Annotated in this window: 20 protein-coding genes; 8 read left to right on the top strand and 12 right to left on the bottom strand. The window is 51.5% G+C overall.

All coding sequences use genetic code 11. The features are described 5' to 3' along the window. Nucleotide 1: 1 nt before the first annotated feature. Nucleotides 2–1,015 (bottom strand): hypothetical protein, encoded by a 1,014-nt coding sequence (locus TREAZ_RS05130; protein WP_015710751.1) that lies wholly within the window; start codon nt 1,013–1,015, stop codon nt 2–4. Nucleotides 1,016–1,225: 210 nt separating this feature from the next. On the opposite strand from TREAZ_RS05130, the gene TREAZ_RS05120 reads away from it, so the two are divergent. The 6 genes from TREAZ_RS05120 (at nt 1,226) to TREAZ_RS05095 (ending at nt 10,090) form a co-directional block, all read left to right on the top strand. Beyond that, nucleotides 1,226–1,534, top strand: coding sequence for a hypothetical protein (locus tag TREAZ_RS05120; protein ID WP_015710749.1), 309 nt, complete (start codon nt 1,226–1,228; stop codon nt 1,532–1,534). 344 nt (nt 1,535–1,878) lie between these two features. Continuing rightward, nucleotides 1,879–2,880 carry a hypothetical protein gene (locus tag TREAZ_RS05115; RefSeq protein ID WP_043922862.1) on the top strand — a complete coding sequence of 334 codons (1,002 nt, stop codon included), beginning with the start codon at nt 1,879–1,881 and terminating at the stop codon, nt 2,878–2,880. 128 nt (nt 2,881–3,008) lie between these two features. Further along, complete coding sequence (locus TREAZ_RS05110) at nt 3,009–3,305, top strand: helix-turn-helix domain-containing protein (RefSeq protein WP_015710748.1); 297 nt, start codon at nt 3,009–3,011, stop codon at nt 3,303–3,305. A 119-nt stretch (nt 3,306–3,424) separates the two neighbouring features. After that, nucleotides 3,425–4,774 (top strand): metallophosphoesterase, encoded by a 1,350-nt coding sequence (locus TREAZ_RS05105; RefSeq protein ID WP_015710747.1) that lies wholly within the window; start codon nt 3,425–3,427, stop codon nt 4,772–4,774. A gap of 73 nt (nt 4,775–4,847) precedes the next feature. Continuing rightward, nucleotides 4,848–6,689, top strand: coding sequence for a proline--tRNA ligase (locus TREAZ_RS05100; RefSeq protein ID WP_015710746.1), 1,842 nt, complete (start codon nt 4,848–4,850; stop codon nt 6,687–6,689). 71 nt (nt 6,690–6,760) lie between these two features. After that, nucleotides 6,761–10,090, top strand: a complete 3,330-nt coding sequence (locus tag TREAZ_RS05095) for a glycoside hydrolase family 2 TIM barrel-domain containing protein (protein WP_015710745.1) — start codon at nt 6,761–6,763, stop codon at nt 10,088–10,090. Between the two features lie 97 nt (nt 10,091–10,187). On the opposite strand, the gene TREAZ_RS05090 is transcribed toward TREAZ_RS05095, so the two are convergent. From TREAZ_RS05090 to TREAZ_RS05060, 7 genes are all read right to left on the bottom strand, one after another. Further along, nucleotides 10,188–11,954, bottom strand: coding sequence for an ATP-binding protein (locus TREAZ_RS05090; RefSeq protein ID WP_015710744.1), 1,767 nt, complete (start codon nt 11,952–11,954; stop codon nt 10,188–10,190). Nucleotides 11,955–11,983: 29 nt separating this feature from the next. Further along, nucleotides 11,984–13,207: an LPP20 family lipoprotein gene (locus tag TREAZ_RS05085; protein WP_015710743.1), complete on the bottom strand. Its 1,224-nt coding sequence runs from the start codon at nt 13,205–13,207 to the stop codon at nt 11,984–11,986. After that, nucleotides 13,195–14,520 (bottom strand): COG3014 family protein, encoded by a 1,326-nt coding sequence (locus TREAZ_RS05080; protein WP_015710742.1) that lies wholly within the window; start codon nt 14,518–14,520, stop codon nt 13,195–13,197. Before TREAZ_RS05080 ends, TREAZ_RS05085 begins: the two co-directional genes overlap by 13 nt. Nucleotides 14,521–14,540: 20 nt before the next feature. Beyond that, nucleotides 14,541–15,161 (bottom strand): penicillin-binding protein activator LpoB, encoded by a 621-nt coding sequence (locus tag TREAZ_RS05075; protein WP_043922859.1) that lies wholly within the window; start codon nt 15,159–15,161, stop codon nt 14,541–14,543. Between the two features lie 53 nt (nt 15,162–15,214). Further along, a complete protein-coding gene (locus tag TREAZ_RS05070; protein ID WP_015710740.1) occupies nt 15,215–16,054 on the bottom strand; it encodes a hypothetical protein in 840 nt (279 codons plus the stop codon). A 1-nt stretch (nt 16,055) separates the two neighbouring features. Continuing rightward, entirely contained in the window at nt 16,056–16,625 is a 570-nt protein-coding gene (locus TREAZ_RS05065; protein ID WP_015710739.1) for a hypothetical protein, read from the bottom strand. Between the two features lie 136 nt (nt 16,626–16,761). Further along, nucleotides 16,762–17,895 carry a TIM barrel protein gene (locus TREAZ_RS05060; RefSeq protein WP_015710738.1) on the bottom strand — a complete coding sequence of 378 codons (1,134 nt, stop codon included), beginning with the start codon at nt 17,893–17,895 and terminating at the stop codon, nt 16,762–16,764. Nucleotides 17,896–18,083: 188 nt separating this feature from the next. Between TREAZ_RS05060 and uvrB the strand changes: the two genes are divergently transcribed. Then, on the top strand, nt 18,084–20,087 hold the full coding sequence (gene uvrB / locus TREAZ_RS05055) for an excinuclease ABC subunit UvrB (protein WP_043923309.1): 2,004 nt from the start codon (nt 18,084–18,086) through the stop codon (nt 20,085–20,087). Nucleotides 20,088–20,445: 358 nt separating this feature from the next. Further along, nucleotides 20,446–21,561 carry a CsgG/HfaB family protein gene (locus TREAZ_RS05050; protein ID WP_015710736.1) on the top strand — a complete coding sequence of 372 codons (1,116 nt, stop codon included), beginning with the start codon at nt 20,446–20,448 and terminating at the stop codon, nt 21,559–21,561. A gap of 131 nt (nt 21,562–21,692) precedes the next feature. Here the strand turns inward: TREAZ_RS05050 and TREAZ_RS05045 are convergent, their stop codons facing one another. The 4 genes from TREAZ_RS05045 to TREAZ_RS05030 are packed head-to-tail and all read right to left on the bottom strand — an operon-like array spanning nt 21,693 to nt 24,561. Next, nucleotides 21,693–22,094, bottom strand: a complete 402-nt coding sequence (locus TREAZ_RS05045; RefSeq protein WP_015710735.1) for a 4Fe-4S binding protein — start codon at nt 22,092–22,094, stop codon at nt 21,693–21,695. A 9-nt stretch (nt 22,095–22,103) separates the two neighbouring features. Continuing rightward, entirely contained in the window at nt 22,104–22,865 is a 762-nt protein-coding gene (locus TREAZ_RS05040) for an energy-coupling factor transporter transmembrane component T family protein (RefSeq protein WP_015710734.1), read from the bottom strand. Then, nucleotides 22,862–23,710 carry an energy-coupling factor ABC transporter ATP-binding protein gene (locus tag TREAZ_RS05035; RefSeq protein WP_201764784.1) on the bottom strand — a complete coding sequence of 283 codons (849 nt, stop codon included), beginning with the start codon at nt 23,708–23,710 and terminating at the stop codon, nt 22,862–22,864. The genes TREAZ_RS05040 and TREAZ_RS05035 overlap by 4 nt, the downstream gene beginning before the upstream one ends. Beyond that, nucleotides 23,707–24,561: an energy-coupling factor ABC transporter ATP-binding protein gene (locus TREAZ_RS05030; protein ID WP_043922857.1), complete on the bottom strand. Its 855-nt coding sequence runs from the start codon at nt 24,559–24,561 to the stop codon at nt 23,707–23,709. Before TREAZ_RS05030 ends, TREAZ_RS05035 begins: the two co-directional genes overlap by 4 nt.

The following is a 24,561-nucleotide window of genomic DNA, read 5'->3' as shown; positions in this document are numbered from 1 at the left end:
ATTACCCCCTTGAAATATAGCTAAGCCGCTCGGCAAGGCGTCCGCCCGAGAGGGAAGCTTGTTCTGAGAAATATTCCTTAAAGACCGGATATGCTGCCAGGGCTTTAAGAGAACCCAATGCGTAAAGGGTATAAACATTGTCGGGCAAGGACATGAGGGGAAGGATATCCTCAAGAAGCCTGGGATCTTCGGCAGAAACAGAACGCTTGATACCATCCTCGATTTCGGCTTTGGAACGTATGGCTTCGCCTTTGCCGCCAAGGCCCAAATTCCCCGCAATGATTTTACGGCACTCAGGCGCAAAATGCCCCTGGGGATTTAAATTGATGCACTGCTCGGCATAAGAAGATGCAATATTCCCTTTAAAACCCCGGGCGCCCCTGTACCAATATTCCGGAAAATTCGAATACCGCGCCCTTATAGCGCCATACAGCAGACGGGCTGCCTCGTCACCTGTTTCCAGGGAACAGACAAGAAGCATCCACCGGGCAAATGAATCGGATTCGTCCCCATCAAAGCCGGCAGCATTGAGCAGGGACGCTGCATCCTTCCAGTCCTCCCCGGAAAACGCAAGAACCCCTTTTGCCGCATTAACAGCATTGCTGCGCGCCTTCCCTTCATCAGTACCCGCATTTAAGGATTGGCTTTCAAGATATTCCAGGACCTGGCGTATACCGTCTTCCACGCTGGGCTTGTCAACGCTGCCGTAGCCATAAGCCCAGGACAGTTCTTTGTAGGACGCGATTACCGCAGCCCCGTAGTCACCGGCGCTCTCGTGCAAACCGGACTCGGCCAGCCCCAGCCCGGGAAAATAGCCGCCGGCCCTTTCAAGCTCCGCAATTTCCCCAAGGCTGATTGAAGGCTTGAATCCCGGCGAAGCATTGGCAGGGGCAACTGGCGGGGCATCCTCGGTCGGGGGCATGGCCCCTGTTGCAAGCCCTTCCCGGGAACAGCCCAAACAGCCCAGGCTTATCAAAATCAACATACTTAATAGAAGAAAAAACGAACTTTTCATACGCGCCTCCGTAAAAGATTTAATTCTCTATACCCTATATGGCATTGGGATGCGTAGCGCTTCATTTTTTGATGCGTTTTTTTATAAATTTGGGAAAATTCGTTAAAATTCGTATGGAAAATGAGGATTTGACTAAAGCAAAAACCAGAGGAAGGAAGATTGACAAATAGCATACAATGTGATATATAAAATAAGTGAAGATTTTATGGGATGATGAAAGCAAAACCTAATTATGATCTTGATGAATTTGAACAATCCATAGAAGATAACGCTGAAAACTTTGTACCTATATCGGACACTGAAGAAGCGGAAATAGAAACAATTATAGCCGCAGCGAATAAAACAAAAAACATTAACATCAGAATTTCCGCCTATGATATTGAAAAGGTCAAACAAAGATCCTCCGAAGAGGGAATTCCCTATCAAACTTTGATCACCAGTATTATCCATCGATATATCACCGGAAAACTGGTGGATGAACAAGCGGTGTTAAACTCCATGCGACTATTAAGAAGATAAGGGCAAATACCCGAAAGTACCTGGTGCCAGGCACCCCTGGACCTTACCTCGCAAAAGACTTGCCATTCCAGAATGACAGTGCTATGCTGGCTTTAGCATACATGGACAAAGGGGGTATAACATGGGCAATCTGCCGGATACAGTACATGAACAAGTATCTTCCATAGTASGCCCCCCCCCCCCCCCAATTTTTATGCCAAATACCTGATAATCTAAATCATCCTAAAACAATCCCTATTTCCTCAAACTGCGGCAGCAAGCCCTGTCCAAAAGGAATTCCCGGGCCCGTTGGGTTCGTCCGATTTTATAGCGCGGGCATTAGCCGCACAAAAGAGAGCGTTTATATGAAGAAAAGCCTTTTTGGAACTATGGCGCTGGTACCCATCCTGGGGCTGGCATTGCTTATGGCCTTCGCAGGCTGCGGGGGCAACAGCCCCTCTGACCCATCGCATTTGGGGCCCGATGTCTATGTGGTGGGTTACGATGATGGCGGCTATTCCGTAGCCAAAGTCTGGAAAAACGGCGTGGCAACAAGCCTTTCCGACGGCACATATGATGCTTATGCCTATTCGGTTTTCGTATCGGGCAGCGATGTCTATGCGGCAGGATCTGAATACAACGGCAGTCAATGGGTTGCCAAAGTCTGGAAAAACGGCACAGCAACCAGCCTTTCAGATGGCACAAACTATGCTGAAGCCAGATCGGTTTTCGTATCGGGCAGCGATGTCTATGCGGCGGGATATGAATCCAACGGCAGTCAATGGGTTGCCAAAGTCTGGAAAAACGGCACAGCAACCAGCCTTTCAGATGGCACAAACTATGCTTATGCCAGATCGGTTTTCGTATCGGGCACCGATGTTTATGTAGCAGGGTATGAACACAACGGCGACAAGCTTATAACCACAGTCTGGAAAAACGGTGTGGCGACAAGCCTTTCAGATGTTGGTGAAGCCAGATCGGTTTTCGTATCGGGCAGCGATGTTTATGTGGCAGGGCATGAATACAACGGCAGTCAATGGGTTGCCACAGTCTGGAAAAACGGCACAGCAACCAGCCTTTCAGATGGTACACACACTGCTTATGCCAGCTCGGTTTTCGTATCGGGCAGCGATGTCTATGTTGCAGGGCATGAGAACTATGTAGCCAAAGTCTGGAAAAACGGTGTGGCAACAAACCTTACCAGCAGTGCAAATGATGCTTATGCCAGCTCGGTTTTCATATCGGGCAGCGATGTCTATGTTGCAGGGTATGAAAACTATGTTGCCAAAGTCTGGAAAAACGGCATAGCAACAAGCCTTTCAGATGGCACAAACTATGCTGAAGCCAGCTCAGTATTTGTAAAGTAACCACGTGCCTGGCTATTTACCTTTCCAATAATTTGTGGTAAATTTACCCCAGGAAACAAATGGTTCTACTTGGATCTATTTTATTAAAAAAAAGGTCTAAGTAGACCTATTTCGTTTCTGCAAAAAAAATGGACATAAAAATTTTTTGGGGCCGCATAAAGCAGCTGTTGAAAAAAAAGCAAGTTACTCAGGCAGAAATGGCCAGGGCCTGCGGTATACCTTATAATACCTTCCACGGCTGGATTACAAAAGACATATACCCTCCGCTTACCGACGCCTATACGATTGCCCATGTATTGGGGGTTACCATTGACTACCTTGTTGCCGGCAAAGATACGGCTGGCAAAAAAACAGCGGCCCAACTGGAAAACGCCAAGAAGGCGTTGAAGCATGCGGAAGAAACACTGGACAAGATTGTGCTCTAATTTCCTTTGCCGGGCAAATTCGGTGCCTGTCGCCTCTGGGGCGCCACTAAGCGATATTCTTGACTTTCTCCTGGCGCAAAACTATAGTTTTGGTATGGAATACGCCAGTTGAGATTACAGTGAAGCCCGCAGCGGTGGTACTCCGGTCTTTGACAGAGGTTCTCCTGTTTGCACTCTCCGGGTGCACGGCCCCGGAAAAGCCTGCGGGGCTGGCCTCACTCGATCATCCCCCGCTCATCTATATTACCAACGATGTCCATCTGCTCGCCGATGCCCTCCATGACGACGGTCCCCGCTATCAGCGGATTATCGGCGAGGGGGACGGGAAAAACACCGAAATGATTCCAAGCCTGCTCCGGACCCTGCTCCGCACCGCCCAGGAGGAAAGGCCGGACATGATCCTGTTTAACGGCGATCTGACCTTTAACGGAGAAAAGGAAAGCCACCAGGCGCTGGCCCAGGAGATGGCGGCTATTGAAGCGCTTGGGGTCAAGGTCTTTGTTATCCCCGGCAATCACGACATCAACAACCCCTGGGCCCGGACCTATTTTAATGAACGGGCCAGCTATGCTCCAGCGGTAGGCCCGCGGGAATTTGAGACCATCTACGCCGACTTTGGTTACCGGGAAGCGGTTTCCCGGGACAGGGAGACCCTGAGCTACACGGTTCGACCCATGCCCGGCCTGCGGCTTCTCATGCTGGACAGCGCCAAATATAAAAACAACCGCGAGCTGGGCAGTCCCGAGACCGCCGGGGCCATCCCCGAATCTACCAGAAAATGGATATGCGCTGAGGCTGAGGCTGCCAAAAAAGACGGGGATCGTATCGTCGCCGCCATGCATCACAGCCTTATGGACCATCACCCCATGGTGAACCGGGGGTTCACCATAGAAAACGCCGCTTCCCTCCGGGAGCTCTTTGCCGAACTGGGGATCAACTTTATCCTTACCGGCCATATCCACGCCCAGGATATAAGCCAGCGTCAAACTTCCTCGGGGTCCATCGTGTACGATATAGCTACCAGCGCCCTGGCAGTGTATCCTCATCAAATAGGGGTCCTTCGTTTTAATTCCGAACAAGCAGGGTGGAATTATTCGGTCAAGGCGCTGGATGTGGAAGCCTGGGCCCGGGCGGGCGGCCTCCAGGACCAGCGGCTGCTCCAATTCAATGCCTGGTCGGAGGAATTTTTCCGCAGGGTTTCGGAAGACATGGTCCGCCGCCGCCTCTCCGCAACGGCCCTGCGCCTGAGCGCCGAAGAACTGGAATCCCTGAGCATTCTTGTGGGGACCCTTAACGCGCGGTACTTTGCGGGTTCCGAATATCTTAATGCCCAGGATATATATGATTCCCAAGGGTACCAACTGCTGGAGACCTACAAGTTTGATTTTCTCTATGAATATGCAAAGACCATTATGGAGGATGCTCCCCCGCCCAACAGGGAACTGTTTATACCGGTTTCCCCTTTCTGATCCCTCCTGCCTCTGCGTTCTCTGTGCAACGCGCTCACTTCCCAAATTCCCCTTTTTCCGCTAGAATGCGGTTATGAAAGTTTCCCAAACATTTATCCCCACTCTGCGGGAAGTGCCCGCCGACGCGGTGATAGTCAGCCACCGCCTTATGTTCCGTTCCGGCATGATCCGGAAGCTCGCCAACGGCCTTTTTGCCTATCTGCCTCTGGGCCTTAAATCCTTCAGGAAGGTTGAGCGGATCATTAGGGAGGAGATGGACGCCATCGGCTCCCTCGAAATAAAGCCCACAGTGGTGGTACCTGGGGAGCTTTGGAAGGAATCGGGCCGGTGGGAAACCTTTGGGGACGGCATGCTCAGGGTGAAGAACCGCCTGGATAACGACTTTGTGGTTTCCCCAACTGCGGAGGAGGCTTTTACCAGCATAGTGCGGGACGAGCTTAACAGTTACCGCCAGCTTCCCCTTTCGCTCTACCAGATAAACACCAAATACCGCGATGAGGTCCGCCCCCGTTACGGGGTCATGCGGGGCCGCGAATTCGTGATGAAGGACGCGTACTCTTTCCACACCAACGATGAGAGCCTCGACGAACATTACCAGGCTATGGGCAGGGCTTACAGGCGCATCTTTAAGCGATGTGGCCTTACGGTTATTCCGGTAAAGGCTGATTCGGGGGCTATGGGCGGCTCGGGGTCGGAAGAATTTATGGTAGAAAGCGAAGTGGGCGACAACACCCTGCTGCTCTGCAAGTCCTGCGAGTATGCCGCCAATGTGGAAAAGGCTGCCTGCAAGCCTGACTTTAACCCCCGCCCATCCGTGGAGCTTGCCAGGGCTGCGGCTTCCTCGACGCCTCCCCTCGAAAAAATCGATACACCCGAAGTGAAGACCATCGAGGAGCTTTGCGGCTTCCTCAAAACCAACGCAAAGACGTTTATCAAAACCCTCATATATAAGGCCGTGAATGTGGAGCTCGATCTAAGGGAGGCGCCGGGCTGCTCCAAACTGAACAGGGTGAAGCTTGCGCCCGAGGCGCCGGAACTCTACCCAGAAGCGTTCTTTGCGGTGGCCATCAGGGGCGACCTGGATGTGAACGAGGTAAAGCTGGCTGCCCAGCTCAAGGCTTCGGAGGTGATGCTCGCGGCGGACACCGATGTGGTGCGGCTCACCGGCTGTCCTGTGGGCTTTGCAGGGCCTGTGGGGCTTGCGAGCCTTCCTGTGATCGTGGACCACACGGTTACTGCCCTGAGCGATGCGGTTACCGGAGCTTTGGCAAAGGATCTCCATTACAAGCACGCTGCTTACGGCAGGGATTTCGAAGCCTGGCTCATTGCGGATGTGCGGACTGTCAAAGCCGGCGACCGCTGCCCCCTCTGCGGAGGCGAACTCTACGAAAAGAAGGGCAACGAGCTGGGCCACATCTTCAAACTGGGATACAAATACACCAAGTCCATGAATGTTTCGTACCTGGACGTGGACGGCAAAAGCGCCATCCCAACCATGGGCTGTTACGGCATTGGCTTGGACCGTACCCTTGCGAGCGTCATCGAAGAACACCACGACGACGACGGAATCATCTGGCCTGTTACGGTTGCGCCTTACCAGGTCATTATTGTGCCTATCAAGTACGATGGGGCGGTAAAAGAATTTGCCGACCGCATTGCCGGCGATCTCGAAAAATCCGGGCTTGAAGTGCTCCTCGACGACAGGGACGAAAGGCCCGGCGTCAAGTTCAAAGACGCCGACCTTACGGGCATTCCCTTTAGGCTCGTTGTGGGCGACAAAAACCTCGCCGGGGATAATCCCAAGGTCGAAGTGAAGCGGCGGAGCGAAAAAGAGAACCGCCTCGTGGAAGCGGGCAAGGTTGTCGAAGAATTGAGCAGGCTCATACAAAACGAGATTGCGGAGCTGAACAAGTAGCCGGCGCTTTCTCCGTATGCCGATGGCGGGATTGCACTTGACAATCATGCTCTCTGGTTTAAAATCAATATATGGCAAACAAATTCATCCCCCCGATTTGGGAAAACCCTGAAATCCAGGAAATCAACAGGCTGCCCATACGCAGCCCTCTTCTTCCTTTCGGCTCCGCCAAGGACGCTCTGGCGGAATGCATCGCAGGCCCGGAATTTGAAAAGCCCGGGGAGAACCCCTGGTACTTTGGGCTTGACGGGCAGTGGAGCTTCAAGCTCCTGGATAATCCCTATGATGACGAAAAGGATGGGGTTGGATGCACAGGCATTGCCTTTGGGCTTCATGCGCCCGACTGGACAGATCCTTCCTATAAAGCTGCCTGGCCCGAAATAAAGGTGCCTGGCACCTGGACGCGCCAGGGCTATGACAAGCCCCACTATACGAATGTGCAGATGCCCTTTAATTGCCTGCCTCCCAATGCGCCCGAGAAGAACCCTACAGGGCTTTACCGCCGCACTATCACTATCCCTGCTGCCTGGAAGAACAGGAGGACAGTGCTGCACATCGGATCGGCAGAAAGCGTCCTTCTGGTTTATGTGAACGGCACTTTTGCCGGGGCCGGCAAGGATACGCGGCTGCCCCAGGAATTTGATATTACGGCTTTCCTTTCCAGTACGGGGAAAAATACCATCTGCCTTAAAGTAGTGCGCTATTCCGACGCAAGCTATGTGGAGGATCAGGACGAATGGTGGCTGGGGGGCATACACCGGAGCGTGTATCTTTACTCTACCGCGCCCTGTTTTATTCAGGATATAGAAGCCATTCCCGGAAGGATCGTTGAGGAAGGCGGAAAAAAGAAAGGGAAATTCAATCTAAAAGTAACCCTGGGAGGGAATCTCCCCACAGGCAGGATAAGCGGGAATGTGGCGGTTATTGATAAGGCTGAAAAGGCCAAGGCCGACGCGGAGGCTTTTACGATTTCGTATGCCCTCTATCCCTTTAGCCTTCCTGCAAGCAGGACTGAGGCTTTGGAATATGCGGCAGGGCTCGGAAAAAAACAGAAAGCCCTGGTTTCGGGGGAACTCAAGCTTGAATGCAATTACCGAATCAATTCCAACAGGGTGGAAGCTGAATTGGCTGTACCCAATCCCCTGCCCTGGTCGCATGAAGGGCCGAATCTTTATCTCCTCACGGTGAGCCTTTCGCAGAATAGCAAGCACATTGAGAGCGCCGCATTCTGCACAGCCTTCCGCACAGTATTAGTGTCAAAACGGGAACTCCTCATCAATAACAGAGCGGTGCTGATCAAAGGCGCAAACCGCCACGAGCACGATGAGTATACCGGGAAAACCCAGGATACAAAAAAGATGCTCAGGGATATTGAACTTCTCAAGACCCATAACTTCAACGCTGTGCGTACCAGCCACTATCCCAATGATGAAAGATGGTACGATCTCTGCGACCGTTACGGCATCTATCTTGTGGACGAAGCCGATATCGAAAACCACGCGTTTTATGATCAGATATGCTGGGATATTGCCTGGGCCAATGCCTACGCTATCAGGACCCAGCGCATGGTAAAGCGCGACAAAAACCATCCTTCCATTATTATTTGGTCTTTGGGAAATGAGTCCGGAGATGGCGGCAACCATTCCATGATCAGCGCCTGGGTGCATCGCTACGATCCTTCCCGGCCGGTGAATTACGAGGGGGCCATAAGGCCCGAAAAAGGACAGGGCGGGTTCACCCTCGATTCCCTTAACCGCAGCAAAGAGCTTACGGATATCATAGGCCCTATGTATCCCCAGATAGATCTTATTACGGACTTCACAAAATACCGTGAGGATCACAGGCCCCTCATCATGATCGAATATTCCCATGCCATGGGGAATTCCAACGGAAACCTGGCTGATTATTGGGAAGCCATAGAAACCCACCACGGACTCCAGGGGGGCTTTATCTGGGAATGGATTGATCACGGCTTTGCTGCCGAAGGCCCCAAGGGGCAGAAGTACTGGAAGTACGGCGGCGATTTTGGGGACACTCCCTCGGACATGGATTTTTGCTGCGATGGGCTCCTCTGGCCGGATCAGACTCCGAAGCCGGCCATGGAAGAATGCCGCCAGGTTTTCTGTCCCATTAAGCTTAAGCCTGTGCCTTCAAAGCCCTACACTTTTATTGTAGAAAACCACCTTGATTTCACTGTCCTTAATGCTGCGGTGGAGCTCGTCTGGAGCCTCAAGGCGGAAGCCTCAGTGCTCAAGGGGGAGGCGGTGCTTGCAAAAGGCAAGCTTGCCCTGCCCGCCCTTGCACCCGGGGAAAGCGCCGAGATAAGCCTGCCTGTCCCTGCAAAGGTGGATTTTAAGGATTATGACGGGGCTATATACATCCATGCGGATTTCCTTCAGAAAAAGGCTGCGCCTTTTGTAAAGGCAGGCCATGTTCTTGGGAGCGCCCAGCGTATTTTACGTGAAAGCCTGGGGATAAAAAAGAATGTCCCTGTCCCTGCAAGCAGCAAGGCGGCAGAAGAACTGTCAACCTTTATGGACAGCTTTACTCCTTCCCTTTTCAGGGTTCCCACCCAGAATGACGGGCTTAAGGTTTTTATACCCCTGCGGGGCGATCCTGCCGGAGAATTCTACTATAGAGGCAAAGCCATGTTCCCCTGGCTGGATCTGGATCTTCTCCACATGCGCAGTGTTGATGCTAAAATCGAAGATACGTATCTCGATGGTTTTGAAGCCAAGCGTTATACTGCGAATCTTATAGCGGGTCCCGGCGCTGACAAGCAATTCAAGGACAGGTTTCTGGGAACTTACACAAAGATCGCAGCCCGGCCGGCTATCCCCGGCAAAGGTCCTCAAACAGGAAATCCCCTCATCCTGGATTTTACGTTTGATCTTGCCGGAGACCTGCCCGAACTCGCCAAAGTGGGAGTAAGCGCAAAGATACCGGCGGAATATTCCAATATTTCCTGGTTCGGCGGCGGGCAGCACGAGAGCTATCCCGACAGGCTTGCGGCAGCCTTCCTGGGACTGTACTCAGGCACCCCGGAAGAACTGGAAGTACCCTATGTAATGCCCCAGGAAAACGGCAATCGTTCGGGTTTACGGGTCTTGGCCCTGGGAAGCAAAAAGGCTTCCCCAGGCAAACCCAGGGCGGTCATTATACGGCCTGACAAGCCCCTTAATTTCAGCATCAGCCGTTATACCCAGGAGAACCTTATGGAAGCCCTTCACACTATCGATCTTAAAGATGTCACTGCCGGGGCCAAAGGGTATTATACCCTCAACATCGACATTGCCCAGCGCGGCCTGGGGACTGCCACCTGCGGCCCCGACACCCTGGAAAAATACAGGGTGAGGCCCGGGCTCTTTAAAATGAGGCTCTATATTGGGGCTGAATACTAGCAGAGGTTTGGATAGCCAAAAGGAAAGCCTAGGAGCCTGTGCAGTAGAAAAATTGCTGAATAAGCAATTTTTCTACTGCACAAAGCGCCACAAACTCCTAGCCTCGTTCTCCCAGAAGGGACTTTAATTCCCGAATCTCGTTTATAAGCTTGGTGCTTTCTATCTGGAAGCGTTTGGGAACCATCTTCTTCGAAGTGCACTCCAGGGAGGCCACGAGGTTTTGGAGCCTGATCTCCCGTTCATAGGCGGGGGGGACAAAGTCGGCCATGATATCTTCCATGTCCTGACGAGAAACCATGGTGCGGTTATCCATTACAGCCTGCTGCTTTGCCCGGATGAGCATGGCTTCAATTTCCGCACCTGAAACTTCGTGGTTGTATTTTTTGAAGAGCTCCAGAATCGGGAATTGATGCACCCCAAAGTTAAGCTTCTTTTTTAAGGTTTCAAAAAGATCGACTTTTTCCTGGTTCGATTCGGGATAAAAAAGAGCGTAATGATCCTCTGCCCTGCCCTGGCGCTTAAGGTCTATGGGGATGAGGTCGGGGCGGCAGGTGATGAGAAACCAGATAATCTTGCCCCGGTAGCTTGTATCCCCCATAAAGCTGGCAATTTGGGCAAACACGCGGTTGCTGACACCCGAATCCCCTTCCTGATCACGGTCGCCCAGGAAAGCGTCCGCTTCGTCAATCATCACCGCCACAGGGGACATGGACTTGAGTATGTTCAGCACTTTCTCGAGGTTGGATTCTGTAACCCCCTGCCATTTGGAACGGAAATTCCCAAACTTCACCATGGGGATTCCTATTTCGCCCGCAAAGGCCGAAACCATAAAACTCTTGCCTGTGCCCACGGGCCCTGCGATGAGATAGCCCATGGGGAGCACTTCGAGCTGGCCGTGCTTGATGGCCTTGGCCGCATTGCGGAACTGCCTTTTTACATGCTCATGCCCCGAGACTGCATCAAGGGAATAGACAGTATCCATAAACTCCAGGAGGCCCCCTGCTTCGTTTTCTATCATCTCTTTTTTCTTAAGCCGGAGGTATTCCATGGAAAGGGCTTTATCTTCCTCGTGGCTTTCGAGCACCAGAGTTTCAAGGTTCATGAGGTTCAAGCCGCTGGTGACTGCGGCAATACTGAAGGTGCTTTGGCCTTTCTCAAGGAGGAGCAAGCCTTCCTGCTGTTTGGAACGGAGAAAGCTTTCGCGGATTTTTTCGCTCGGGAACGGCACGTTTACTTTTACTGTCGATGGGGAATTTACAAGCCTGGGCGAAATATCCGCCAGGTTTTCGGTGAGGAGAATAACGGAAATATCGCCTTCCGTAAAAATAGGATTGGTGGCCCAGCGGTTAAGGGTTACAAGGCAGAAACGATCCGCGTCGTCCATACGGAGAAGCTCGCCCCCGGGAATAATGGTCTCGGCATAATCAATGATAAGCACCATGCGGCACCTGATTCTGCGATCGTTGGGTATGCACTGGAGAAAATATTTTTCAAGATAAAAAAAGCTTTTTTCAGGATCTGTAGAAATAAAATCCAAAGGATCCGCATCAGGATAACGCCCCCTTAAAATAGCGTCGTATTCTTCCGCCATATCTTCGGTACAGAACGTAACACCCTCGGAACGATCATAAAAGGCGATAATGTCCTGGTTGCCGAAAAGCACCTCGGCAATGTATTTCTGTATCAGGGCAAAGATGAATTCATCCTCATTGGCCTCGTGGGGCAGAAAATCCCTGATATTCCCATGGAGAATGTAGAGATTGGAAGTTTTTGAACCATACTTGACTGCCAATTCCTGCGCCCATTTGGGCAGGATCTGAAGAAGCTTAGGATTTTTATAAATATACTGTTGTTTATTCGCCAAAGGGTCCCCCTCCCTTAACTCAATTTACCTTATTTCCTCCCGGGAAGCAAGGTGGAAAGATACGCCTGCAAAGAAGCCCCAAATTCATCGGCAATCTTTTTTTCTGCCGTCCTGTAAGCCCGCTCCTCTGCTTCAGCTATATTGAGGTGCCCTTCCCTTCCATTGGCGTTATAAGGCAGGAGCACCGCATTCCCCTCAGCAGTATCCGTAAGATCCGCATCCACATTGAAGCGGACAAATTTATTCTGCTGGTTCTGGAATTCCGCAGGGGTCATGGTAAGATTGCCCTTGAGCACATAACGGGAATTGGTTCCCCCGCTCCTGAACCCAAGGCTGCTCAAGGCCCGGGAGAAAGCATTCTTTATCCTGTCGGATCTGTCCCCTGCAATGCTGACAGCTATGGGTATGCTCCGTGCGACATCAGCCGCTGCAAGGCGATATTCCTCGCCTTTCTTCATTTCGCCAGGCTTGATGCCTGAGGTATTGCCCACATAGGTAAGCACATTGGCATAAACCCTGTTGGCGTCCGCGATGGTTGCGGAAAGGAGATATCGGGAATAACCGTTGAGGGTGTTTTTTTCGCCATTAGTCATGTTCGTAAGATTGTCAATGACCTTCTCGTTTGAGCGGATAAGATCGGCGTAAAGCACAGCGGTTTTTGACTTCTCCATAACTGCTGCCGCGTAATAAGTACTTTTACTGTCAAACCAGAATTCGGCAACTTCGGCGCCCACCAGGGAATCCATTTCGGCGGAAGTGGAAATGGCGTTCTGCACGTTGGTGTTTTCCGATATTTGGATTGCGCCATTCTTGACCGCCTCTGAATAATTGGACACGGTTTTCATCTCTGATTGTATGGCCTGGCCAAAAACACCCGTAAGGTTTGCCAGGGCGCTGCGTTCGGCCTGGCGCCTGTCGCTGCCAAAGCCCACAGCAGCTACATAACGCTGCTTGCTGTAAACCGAATCGGGATTATCCACCCAGGCGGGCTTGTTTCCCGAAGAAACCCCGGCAGAACTCCCCGCAGGGGCTGATGAGCCTGCCGCCGGCTGAGAGGCTGCAGGGGCGGATGCAGCCTGCTGCATGGATGAACCAGGTATATCTGTGTACGTGCCCGTATCCATGGCGTTCAATGCTGCCATGGCCGCAGCCGCGGCATCGTCAGAATCGGCTTTAGCTTTGGCGCTGGAAGCACAGCCTGAAAGGGCCAATACCAATACGGCGGCAGCAAAAAAATTGATTATTCTAGGCATACAAACTCCGTTAAATTTAATCTGTTTTCTCCAACATAAACATTTTCAATCCTGTAGGAGCCTACAAGACCCCTTTGACCGTAATAATTGATCGTCAGGTTGTACATACCCGGATCGAGGTTAATGCCTCCCACCCGGGCATAACAGGGAAAGTAATGGGAGATGCGCAAATCAGCCTGCTCGCTTGCATCGGCTGCGATCCTCCCGAAAAAACTGAAAACAGCACCCCAGCCGCTGCCGTCATTATCTTTATTCCCTCCGTCTATTGCAAAACCTACAGCCGCTACAGTGGTTGATTTTATAATAGTACGGGCTACGGTTTTAAGTAAGATCAAAGAATAGCGGGCTTTAAAAGTTTCCTTCGCAACCATTCCCATATCTTCAAGGAGATCAAGCTCAAAACTTTTGCCGCTGTCCAGTTCAGCCACCACCCTGGTAATGGCCGAAGGCCGGTCAATCATTTGGGGCAGGGCAAGGCGCGCCCAGTTGTTGGGATAGGGCAGAGGCAAAGGTATAGGGGTGCTTATTTCCGCTTTTATGGGGGCAAGGCCTGTGAAGCTCACCACATTGAGCCTGCCCTTCCCCTTGGGCACTTCAAGCTCTTCGTCAAGGGAACGGGGCAGCGGGTTGTAGTACACTGAAGGGGCGGTCTCGAATGCTTCCTTTAAGCGCTCCATATCGATGCGGGCATCGTCGGCATTGCCATTACCCCGGTAAAACAGGACCCCCAGATATCGGGCAAGGGCTGAATTGGAAAACCTTGATGCTTCTATGGCATATTCATTGCCCCCAAGGTTACTATTGGAATTGACCACTTTTTCCCTGGCGGTTTCATATTTATCTGACAATTCCTGGAGCTTCTGGTTCACCCTGCGTATTTCTACCAAGGCGCCTTCAAGATCGTCCCGCTGATAGTAATTAAACGCATTAAACACATTGGTGTAGATATCCTCATAATCCTCGCCTGAATAATCCCGGGTATTGTCATTTACAATGTAGGTTGAAATTGCCTGGCTCAGGCTTTTGGTAAAAGCCTCCTCGATGCGCCGCTCGCCTTCTTCAAGATCCTGGGATGATTCTTCCCAGAACCCTGCATAGTGTTCGATCATGCCCCGGTCGAGATAAAAGAGTATTTGATTTTTTTTTGTATAGATATTTTTGCTGGCGCTTTTTGCCTCCATGGAGGCCAGGGCGCTGGTGTAGGAACCTGAACGAACCCCGGCATCAATCTCCCGGTATGCATCAGGATTGCCGGCGCAGGAAAGAAAAAAGAAAAAAAATACCGCCGGCAACAAAGGCCGCACAAATTTCATCCTTTGCTCCGGATCCCGTTTTAGGGCCGGTAATTGGACTGTTTGATTTCCTTCTTGATCTCGCTGTTCTCCCCCATCCAGAGCCGCCTGTTGGTGGTGATGTTGGTAAGCTCAGCGCTGACGAAATAGGAACGCACCGTTTTGTTCCCCGCTTTGTCTATAATGGCTTTTACAGAACCTGTGAGCATAAGGCTAGCCCCGGTTTCGTATGCCAGGGCCGAAGCGGTTTCCTCGCTGGAATTGGCCTGCTGATCCTGGCGCTCGGCCCTGATTTCTTCCCGGGTATCGCCGCCTGCGACAAAATCAAGCCTCCCTGAATTCACGATAGCTATTTCCATATTCTTGGAGATAATGGAGGTATCAATATGTTCGCTTGAATCATTCTTAAAACTGCCCACGAGACAGGCAGGCAGACGCCCGTTGTTTTGGGAGATATACTCCTGTATATACTGGGCGACCCTGGGCGAATTGAGGCATTCATTAATGAGGTCGGTACTGACCATACGCACATCGGTATCGTTCCACCTGCCCGATAAATCGATGACACTGGCCGCTTCCACCCTGGTAACTTTTGGGATAGAAGAACAAGCCGCAAAAAGAAGTACCGCGAAAATCAATGCCGAAAGAATATATTTCTTCATAATATACAATATATATCACATTGCTTCGAAATAATCAATAAAAAAGAGGCTGATCATTGGCTTGCATAAGCGGCGACTGCGAGGGTCCATACAGCCTTGTTTGAGGGATCTGTCCAGATATCGAGCACATAAAAGCCATTAAGCACAGCCCTGGCATTGATGCCGCTCCTGGTGATGGCAGCATAGTCCAGGAGGCCCCCGCCCCGGTAGCCTATAGTGCGGCCCCATGAAACGCTGGCAGTGTCTCTGACTATGGAGAAGATGGCATTCTCATAGGAAGAAATAACCGTGTCCCGGTGGGCGTTCCTGCGGCCTGCATAGCCAATGCCTACAGCATAGCCGGAAATAGTCTGGGGAGGATCATCGATCCAGGACGGCCGGGCAGCGGAGCCCGAATATGAAGGATGGTAATCCTGTTCCGGATTCATGCGGAGAGCTTCGCCGGGATTCCCGGGGGAGACGACCCTGACAAAAACAGCGTTTTCACTCGTGAAAACATCTTTTTCCCTGTCAAACTCCAGCCTCTCAATATAACGCCTGAAACCGGTATCATATATGAGCGAGGAATTTGTCTCCGAACGGTAATCGAGGAAGCGGCCGCCCATTCTGGTAAAGGTAGCGAACTCTCCTTCCACCCTTTCAAAAATTGCCACTTTACGGGCGGCGTCTTCCAGCGCCAGCTGTATGGAATCTTCCAGTTTACTGCGTATCCCTGCAACGCCTAAAAAGACCAGCTTGCCTTTTTGCGGGGGAGTATAAAAATGCTCTCTTTGAAGAGCTTGCCGGGAAGAAAAATTTTCAACACCGGGGGCAGAGGTCTTGCACCCCCAAAAGAGAAAAGAGACAAAAAGCAAAAGCCCTGCCGTACGGAAGCAGGGCCTTGGAACGGGCAATTTACTTCATTACCGGCTGGGGAGAGGAAGAGTACTTATCCAACGCAGAGTCCATCATTTTGAGGGCATCCATCGCCTTGAACTCGGCGTAACGGGCTGCTTCGCTTTCAATGGCTTTGCTAGCCTGGTCTGCAGCGGTCTTTGCCGCGTCGGACTTGCTCATCTTGATGCGCACCCAAAGGGTCTTGTTATCCGGGGTATTCCACATTACGTCCCGCACAGCGCCCTGAAGATTAGCCTGGGCAACCTGGCGGCTCACTGACTCCGCGAACTGGAGGGCAGCGGTATTGTCAATGCCCCCTGCTTCACGGGCATAATCGGTTACCATGCCCTGGGCCAGAGTCTGAATCTGGCGGGCAATGTCCTGCCTTGCCCTGGAATCGGCCATGGTCATCCTCATCTGAACCTGGGCGCTGTCAGCCACGCCTATACCCCAAAGCATATCCTCCGGGGGCTGCTCGTTGATCCAGGGCGGCATGGAGGGGTCGCTCACCCCTTCGGGGCTTGATTTACACCCAAAAGCTGAAAACGCCAAAACCAGCGCCAAAAACGCAATAAATCCCTTTTTCATTGAAAACTCCTTAAAATCAATCGTTTAAATTTAAAGAACCCGATGGCTCTCATATAATAGAATATATATCACATAGAGGCGGAAATTTCCAGTAAGGAAGGGCAGAAATATCGCCTACGGATACAGCTCCAGAAGTCTACCCCGATACAAGCTCATCAAGGACCATGCCATCCCTGGGGATCCACTGCCGCCACCATGCCACAGATTCCCTGGCCTCTGCCATAAAGCCATGCATAATTGCCGCAGTGCCTGCAAAGAGTTCCAGGGTCAGGTAGATCTTTTCGCACCGCCTGGGCATTCCAGCTTCTTCCGGCCTGTCATAGGCGGCCTTCAAAGAACGGAGGATCTTCCCCCCGTCAATAATCCCCCAGGCATTGCGCTCGGTGGTAAAGGGCAGATGGGCCGATGTCTTTCCATCGGTCTGTTGAAGATGAATGATAGGGCTGTACGCCCCCAGTTCCGAAAGCCAACTATAGCAGTCGCCATCTTTTTTCTCTGCGAACAGATGGGGGGTTTTCCGGATCTCTTCCTGCAAACCAGCCAGATCACCCTTCTCTGCCAGGGCAAAAGCACGGTCGCTGCCAAGCCAGGCATCCCGCCCAGGCTTGCCGTTTGCCTCTTGCAGCTGCTGCATATCGGGACTCTGAAATTTTGCCTGGTGATGGCCGACATCCTCGGTAAAATAGAAAGGGGAGCGGCTTTTCTCTGTTACAGTGCGGATCAGATCCCGGGTCTGGGCAATAGTCCATGGGTATTGGTGTGGAGAATACATTTGCTCTATCCCCATATCGCCACAGCCGCAGGAGACTTTATATTGATTCAATTCAACAAGCCCCTGTTCCAGAACACCAATTGCTTCACGATATAAAACGGCATCCTGAAGGACGCGGTGTGGAAAGGCATGGGCAAAAAACCCAAGCCCGCAGCCCAAATGGCCTGCGGCTTCCATCAGAGGTTTGAACCATTTATCGATCATTCGCCTGCGTACCCTGGGGTCTGTGTGAGTCAGGCCAAGGGTCGTATAGGTACCATGGCCTGAATACAGATTTGCCACCCTGACCCCCGAGGCATCCTGGGCCTTGCGCACTGCCTCTACCCAATCGGCAAGATACTCGCGCCCCATGTAGAGCGGGTCCAGCTCATTGTCGGAACTGGCCTCAATATAACCAATCCCCAATGCGGCGATTGCATCGCACCATTCTTCCGGCCGGGTCCAACGCTTATAGGCAAAACAATTGTCTATGGCGAGGTAAATTTTTGGGTAAGCCATTGTATTATTCAACTCCATTTTATCCTTAAAGAATTAAAGCATCTGTACCAAAACATCATCAATCACAATCTGATTGATGCCAATAATAACTCCCCTGATTTCCTTGATGCAATAACCCCAGGAACTATAACGGGATGCCGCAACCCAGGGCCTATACCAACAATACGCTCCCCTTTATAATCCTCCCTATGCGTGAATTTGAAGTAGTTTCGCCCTTTAAACCCGCCGGAGACCAGGGGGAAGCCATTGCGACCCTGGCTTCGGGGATCAAGGGCGGGGACAAGTTTCAGGTGTTGCAGGGGGTTACGGGCTCAGGCAAGACCTTTACCATGGCCAAGATCATCGAGGAAGTGCAGATGCCTACCCTCATTGTGAGCCACAACAAGACCTTGGCGGCCCAGCTCTTCAGAGAGTTCAAGGGCTTCTTTCCCCATAACGCGGTGGAGTATTTTGTCTCTTATTATGATTATTACCAGCCCGAGGCCTATGTTGCGTCCAGGGATCTTTATATAGAAAAAGATGCGTCCATAAACGACGAGATTGAGCGCATGCGGCTTTCGGCTACCCGCAGTCTGATGGAGCGGGAGGACGTGATCATTGTGGCCACTGTGTCCTGCATTTACGGCCTTGCAACGCCCGAGGTGTACAGGACCATGACTGCCAACTTTGGCGTGGGCGACACCATCGACGTGGATGCCCTGATACGGCGCTTTGTGGAGATTCAGTACGAGCGGAACGACGCGGTATTGGAACGGGGGCGCTTCAGGCGGAGGGGGGATACGCTGGAGATTTTTCCCGCCTATCTTGAGGACGCCTACCGGGTTGATTTGGATTGGGACAAGGTGGAGCGTATACGGCGTTTCGATCCCATCTCCGGGAAAACCCTTGAGGAACTTGACCGGGCCATGATTTATCCTGCCAAGCAGTTTGTCATGCCTGCGGAAATGGTGCGGAACGCCCTTGACGGCATCAAGCAGGAACTTGCGGATCGCTGCGAATTTTTTACATCCACCGGGAAGATAGTTGAGGCCGAGCGGCTCAAGACCAGGGTGGAGTACGATATCGAAATGCTCACGGAGATGGGATATTGTCCGGGTATAGAAAATTATTCGGCCCCTTTGGCGGGCCGTAAACCCGGAGCTGCGCCTGATACGCTCATCGACTACCTGCCCAAGAAGCATCTTACCTTTATCGACGAGAGCCACGTTACCCTTCCCCAGATCGGAGCCATGTACGCCGGGGACAGGTCGCGCAAGACGAGCCTCGTGGATTACGGCTTCCGCCTACCCTGCGCCCTGGACAACAGGCCCCTGCGTTACGATGAATTTGAGAAGCGTCTGGATAAAACAGTTTTTGTGTCCGCTACTCCTTCCAAAACCGAAGTGGAACTTTCGAAGCGGGTGGTGCAGCAGCTTATCAGGCCCACCGGTCTTCTCGATCCTGAAATCGAAGTCAGGCCCAGCGAAGGCCAAATGGAAGATATTTATGCGGAGGTGCAGAAACGCATCAAGGCAAAGGAACGTTCCCTCATCCTCACCCTTACCAAGAAAATGGCCGAGGATCTGACGGATTATCTTTCCGGCCTGGGACTCAAGGTGAGGTACATCCACAGCGAAGTAGAAACCATTGAGCGGGTGGAAATTCTGACCCAGCTCCGCACCGGAGACTTCGATATTCTTGTAGGTATCAACTTGCTGCGCGAAGGCATCGACCTGCCGGAAGTTTCGTTCATTGCGATCCTCGACGCCGATAAAATCGGCTTCCTCAGATCCTTGACCAGCTTGGTCCAGATTATAGGCCGCGCCGCCAGAAACGCTGCGGGCAAAGTTGTCATGTATGCGGACAGAATGAGCGACGCCATGGAAAAGGCCATTGCGGAAACCGACCGCAGGCGCGCCATACAACTTGCATACAACAAGGAACACGGCATTACCCCGACCACGATAAAGAAGGCCATTGCCAATATACTCGAACGCCACGTCGAGGAAGAAAAAGACGCCGCTGCAACGAGCATCGAGGTGCTTAAAAAATCCTACAATGTGCTGGTGCCTGAACAGCGGAAAAAACTCATTGCTGCCCTGGAGAATGAAATGCTGGAACACGCGAAGAACCTTGAGTTTGAACAAGCCGCCGCCATACGGGACGAGATCGAGAAAATCAAAGATATTGGCAGAGGAAAAAAGAAGCGGTGATTTAGCGGTATATGCCGCTGCGACTATAAAATAACAGTAGGCAAAATTTATTAAAAGAAAATGATATTAAATTTGAAAGGAATTATTGGAACTTTAGTTGCAACCCTCGTTTCTACAGTGCATTAATCGCCTAAAATAAGAACTACGCTTAACTGCGCACTTTTAAGAAAAATGCGCAGTTAAGCGTAGTCGAGAATATTCAATATTTCAGCCAAAAAGAGAATGATCTACAGGAATCAACCAACCCCGCCGCAAGCGCCATCCGTGGTGCCTGAAGTTCTGCATTTTTTAATAATGGAGACACATTGTATATTTTTATATAAAATGGAATAATACTTTTTAATTAAAAGGAGTTTATATGAATATACTAAAGAAAATGGTTTCTTTACCTTTTTTGGTCTTTATGTTGATTGGTTGTGGATCTAGCCCCAAGGCGGTAGCCTCTGGGGAAGGAAAATTCCTTGATGCGGCTATTCAGGAAGCTGCCGTAAAAATGCAGAATAACCTACCGGCAGGGACAAAGGTCGCTCTGGTCAGCTTCGCTTCGACCTCGCCCCAGCTTTCCGAATACGTTATCAGCAGACTGGAAGCAGCCTTGGTTGACGGCAAAAAACTGATCGTAGTTGACCGCGCCAACTTGGATAGGATACGCGAGGAACAGGGGTTCCAACTCTCGGGGGAGGTAAGTGACGAATCGGCAAAGGCTATTGGGCAGCTTTTGGGTGCCGGGGCAATTGTAACCGGCACTTTTACCGACCTCGGGGATGTCTATAGCCTTACCCTTAAGGCCATCAATATGGAAACCGCCACCGTGGCCGTTTCGTATCCGGCAGATATTGCCAGAAGCACCCGGATACAAACCATGCTTGCTTCAGGAGGCGGGGCCGCCGGGAATGCGAGCGGAGCAGCAGGGAAAACGCAAGCCCCGGCGGCACCGGAACCCCCTCTTTACAAAATCGGCGACACCGGTCCGGCGGGCGGCATTATTTTCTATGTCAAAGGGAACAATGCTGACGGGTGGCGGTATTTGGAGGCTGCGCCCGCCTCGACAGAATTGAGAGACCTTAAGTGGGCTGACTCCAATGGAGAAGTAAAGAATACGGATATCGGGATAGGATCAGGTAAACAGAACACTAAGGCCGTCATAGACCGTTTTTTGGCTACCGGGGAAAGTTTCAGGGCGGCGCAGCGATGCGATGCGCTGGAATCAGGCGGTTATGATGACTGGTACCTACCGAGTAAGACCGAGTTATCGTTGATGTATGCGTATCTAAAGGAGGCAGGAATCGGAGGTTTTAAAGAGGATTGGTACTGGTCTTCATCTGAGGGCGATAATAAAGGTGTATGGACGCAGAATTTCGGAGACGGTACTCAACGCGGCAATGGTGCTGAAACGTATGATTTATACGCCCAATATAATAACCCCGGTTACAAGGTTCACAGCCACTATGTCCGGGCTATTCGGCAGTTTTAACCATCTGTAAAAAATATTATAAAAGCGTTTTCAAATAATATTTTGGAGACGCTTTTTTTATTATTAGATAAAACCATGTTGACTTCAGCAGGCATACTGCACAGGAATATCAGCAAGCGGCTTCTTGAATACTAGGCGCTCGCGGCCTCGTCCTGCTTGATGTACAAAATTTCCGCAGGGCAGGCTTTGACGCAGATACCACAGGCAATGCACTTGGTGGGGGCTGGTTTGTCCGCCGCCTTTACCACCACTTTGAAGGGGCAGGCATCGAGGCATTTGCCGCAGTTCACACAGGCGGCCTTGTTGATCAGGTAGACGCCTTGGGCATTCTGGGTGATGGCCCCTGACTCGCATGCCTTGGCGCATTTGCCGCACTGAACACAGAAGGAGACAGTGGTTTTCCTGTCTTTTTCCCCGATTTGGATGCAGGAAAGGGTAATATCGTCGTTTTTATAAAAAGCCCCGGCGCATGCAAGCTCGCAGCTGCGGCAAGCCATGCAGGCACCTTTATCGGTTACTGCCAGTTTCTTCATGGAATAAAATTATACCACAATGGCAGCCCCTGCAACCAGTATGCAGAAAAGAAATACCCCGCAGTCTCTAAGGGCAAAGGTATAGTGTTTAAACCCCGACGAGGGTGTACGAAAGTTGAAGCCCCGGAGTTCCGCCGAAATAGCGCCGCCTTCTATCTTGCGTACCGACGAAATGAGGAGGGGCACGCAAAGGGGAAGAAGGAGCTTTATCTTCTTGAAGAAATTTTTCGTGTCAATGTCCACGCCCCGCGAAATCTGGGCCTCGATAATTCCCGCCATTTCATCGGAGAAAAGGGGAATGAAACGTATGGCGGTGGTAAGGGCAAAAGTGTATTTGTAGGGGATTTTTAGATAGCGGTTCAAGGCGTTGGAAATATCCCCCATTTTTGTAACCGAAAGCATAAGGGTAAGGGGCATGGTTGCGGCAATGAGGCGTGACACAAAAAGCAGGGAAAAAAGAAGCCCCTTGTCGGTGATATAAATGTTCATGGGGAAGCGGAAGATTATGTCGCCTTCCCGCACAAAAAATATCTGTACTACAAAAAGAACTATCGAAAGCTTTATCAGCGAAAGGAGCACCCTGAGGGATCGTTTTATGATACCCCCGACAGCGGACATGATGAGGTTTAAAACCAAAATACCCAGAACCATGTATAAATTCCCTGTGATAAAACAGGAAGCGCAGAGCACAAAGGCAAAGAGCATTTTAGTCAACGGGTTGAGGCGGTGGAGAAAGGAACTGCCTTCCACATAATCCAGCAATCCTGTCATAATTCGGCCTTCCTTTTTTGAACCCCAGCAATCATGTCATCCACTGAAAAGACATCTTCAAAACCTGCACCCATGTTTTGCGCCAAGGCCGCGATCTGGGGAGGCAGCAAAGATGCCTCGTCAAGTATTTCTTTATTCTTCATGATTTCTTTTACCGGCCCATCGGCTATAAGGCGCCCCCTGCTGAGGACTAAAGCCCGCTGCGCAAAATCGGATACTACTTCCATATCGTGGGATATCATCAGAATTGTAGTGCCTTCTGCATGGAGGCGCGAAACTATATCCATGATGTTCATGCACTCCCGGTAGTCGAGGCCTGTGGTGGGTTCGTCCAGCACGAGAAGCTCGGGTTTGCGGGCCAGAACCGAGGCCAATGCGGCCTGCTGCCTTTCGCCCCTGGAAAGGCCGAAGGGATCGCGTTTTCCGTCAAGGTTAAAAAGGCTCAGCATCTCGTCGCAGCGTTTGTTTTTTTCGGCTTCAAGCCGGGATGATGAGAGCTTGGCATCGGCAAAAGCATATTCAAGGCCGAAGAGTATTTCGTCCCGCACCGTGTTCTGGCAAAGCTGGCGATCGGGGTTCTGGAAAAGGTAGCCGATTTTACGCGCCAGGAGGCTGGTCTTTACAGATTTGGTATCCTTCTCTGCGGCCAACACTGAACCCCGCAGAGGTTTCAAGAGGCCGTTGCAGAGACGGCAGAGAGTGGATTTCCCGGCGCCATTTTCGCCGATGAGGGCGGCAAATTCGCCCTTTTCCAATGCAAAGGAAATATCTTTAATTGCGGCAGTGTCGGGAGAGGCGGTGAGGCCGTAGCTAAAATCCACATGATCAAAGGCGAGCATACTCATACTGCCCCCTTTGCCTCGAGGACTTTTTCCATCATAAGCCGGGCCCGGGCCAAATCGTGGGGAAGCTCGCCCGAATAAAGGCCAAGTTCGCGGAGCCTGTTCCCCAGGGTGGTAACACGGGGAATGTTGACCCCTGCGCCTTCGAGTATGCCGGGCTTTTGGAGCACTTCCGTTACCGTCCCATGGCTGACAAGGGCGCCTTGATTCATTACCGCGAGGTGTTTTGCAAATTCGCAGAGGAGCATGATCTTTTGTTCCACCACGATAATGGTGACACCGTGTTTTTCGTTCAGCTCTTTTAGATATTCAAAAATTTTCCGGCTCGATCTCGGATCAAGTTCGCCTGTGGGTTCGTCAAGGACAATGATCTTTGGACGCAACGCAGTGATTGCGGCGATAGCGGCCTTCTGCTTCTGTCCTCCCGAAAGGGAGGATATCTCGCGATAACGCAGATCCCCTATACCCGCGGCCGCAAGGGCTTCTTCGAGGCGGCCTTCGATCTCGTTTCGGGGTATGCCGAAATTTTCGAGGCCGAAAAGTATCTCGTCCTCCACCACCGATGCCACCATCTGGCCGTCAATATCCTGAAACACAGAACCCACCTGACGGGCGATAGTCTCCGCCTGGGACTCCACCGTATCGAGACCGTTAATCCTTGCTTCACCGTAGAAATCACCGGGGAAATGATGCGGCACAACTCCGTTAATTGCATAAGTAAGCGTGGACTTCCCTGCCCCCGAGGAGCCGATGATCCCAAGGAAATCCCCATCGGGGATCTCAAGATTGATCCCCGAAAGGGCGTTCCTTTCACCCTGGCTGTAACGGAAGCTTAAATCCTTTATCAGAACCAT

This window comes from Leadbettera azotonutricia ZAS-9 (genome assembly GCF_000214355.1).
Lineage (GTDB): Bacteria > Spirochaetota > Spirochaetia > Treponematales > Breznakiellaceae > Leadbettera > Leadbettera azotonutricia.
Note: the sequence above shows the minus strand (reverse complement) of the source record. Positions and strands in the feature narration are given on the sequence as shown.

What these genes read in the sequence shown, in the direction of transcription:
- TREAZ_RS05130 (WP_015710751.1), bottom strand. Translation starts at nt 1,015, where the DNA reads ATGAAAAGTTCGTTTTTTCTTCTATTAAGTATGTTGATTTTGATAAGC.
- TREAZ_RS05120 (WP_015710749.1), top strand. Translation starts at nt 1,226, where the DNA reads ATGATGAAAGCAAAACCTAATTATGATCTTGATGAATTTGAACAATCC.
- TREAZ_RS05115 (WP_043922862.1), top strand. Translation starts at nt 1,879, where the DNA reads ATGAAGAAAAGCCTTTTTGGAACTATGGCGCTGGTACCCATCCTGGGG.
- TREAZ_RS05110 (WP_015710748.1), top strand. Translation starts at nt 3,009, where the DNA reads ATGGACATAAAAATTTTTTGGGGCCGCATAAAGCAGCTGTTGAAAAAA.
- TREAZ_RS05100 (WP_015710746.1), top strand. Translation starts at nt 4,848, where the DNA reads ATGAAAGTTTCCCAAACATTTATCCCCACTCTGCGGGAAGTGCCCGCC.
- TREAZ_RS05095 (WP_015710745.1), top strand. Translation starts at nt 6,761, where the DNA reads ATGGCAAACAAATTCATCCCCCCGATTTGGGAAAACCCTGAAATCCAG.
- TREAZ_RS05085 (WP_015710743.1), bottom strand. Translation starts at nt 13,207, where the DNA reads ATGCCTAGAATAATCAATTTTTTTGCTGCCGCCGTATTGGTATTGGCC.
- TREAZ_RS05080 (WP_015710742.1), bottom strand. Translation starts at nt 14,520, where the DNA reads ATGAAATTTGTGCGGCCTTTGTTGCCGGCGGTATTTTTTTTCTTTTTT.
- TREAZ_RS05075 (WP_043922859.1), bottom strand. Translation starts at nt 15,161, where the DNA reads ATGAAGAAATATATTCTTTCGGCATTGATTTTCGCGGTACTTCTTTTT.
- TREAZ_RS05065 (WP_015710739.1), bottom strand. Translation starts at nt 16,625, where the DNA reads ATGAAAAAGGGATTTATTGCGTTTTTGGCGCTGGTTTTGGCGTTTTCA.
- TREAZ_RS05060 (WP_015710738.1), bottom strand. Translation starts at nt 17,895, where the DNA reads ATGGCTTACCCAAAAATTTACCTCGCCATAGACAATTGTTTTGCCTAT.
- uvrB (WP_043923309.1), top strand. Translation starts at nt 18,084, where the DNA reads ATGCGTGAATTTGAAGTAGTTTCGCCCTTTAAACCCGCCGGAGACCAG.
- TREAZ_RS05050 (WP_015710736.1), top strand. Translation starts at nt 20,446, where the DNA reads ATGAATATACTAAAGAAAATGGTTTCTTTACCTTTTTTGGTCTTTATG.
- TREAZ_RS05045 (WP_015710735.1), bottom strand. Translation starts at nt 22,094, where the DNA reads ATGAAGAAACTGGCAGTAACCGATAAAGGTGCCTGCATGGCTTGCCGC.
- TREAZ_RS05040 (WP_015710734.1), bottom strand. Translation starts at nt 22,865, where the DNA reads ATGACAGGATTGCTGGATTATGTGGAAGGCAGTTCCTTTCTCCACCGC.
- TREAZ_RS05035 (WP_201764784.1), bottom strand. Translation starts at nt 23,710, where the DNA reads ATGAGTATGCTCGCCTTTGATCATGTGGATTTTAGCTACGGCCTCACC.
- TREAZ_RS05030 (WP_043922857.1), bottom strand. Translation starts at nt 24,561, where the DNA reads ATGGTTCTGATAAAGGATTTAAGCTTCCGTTACAGCCAGGGTGAAAGG.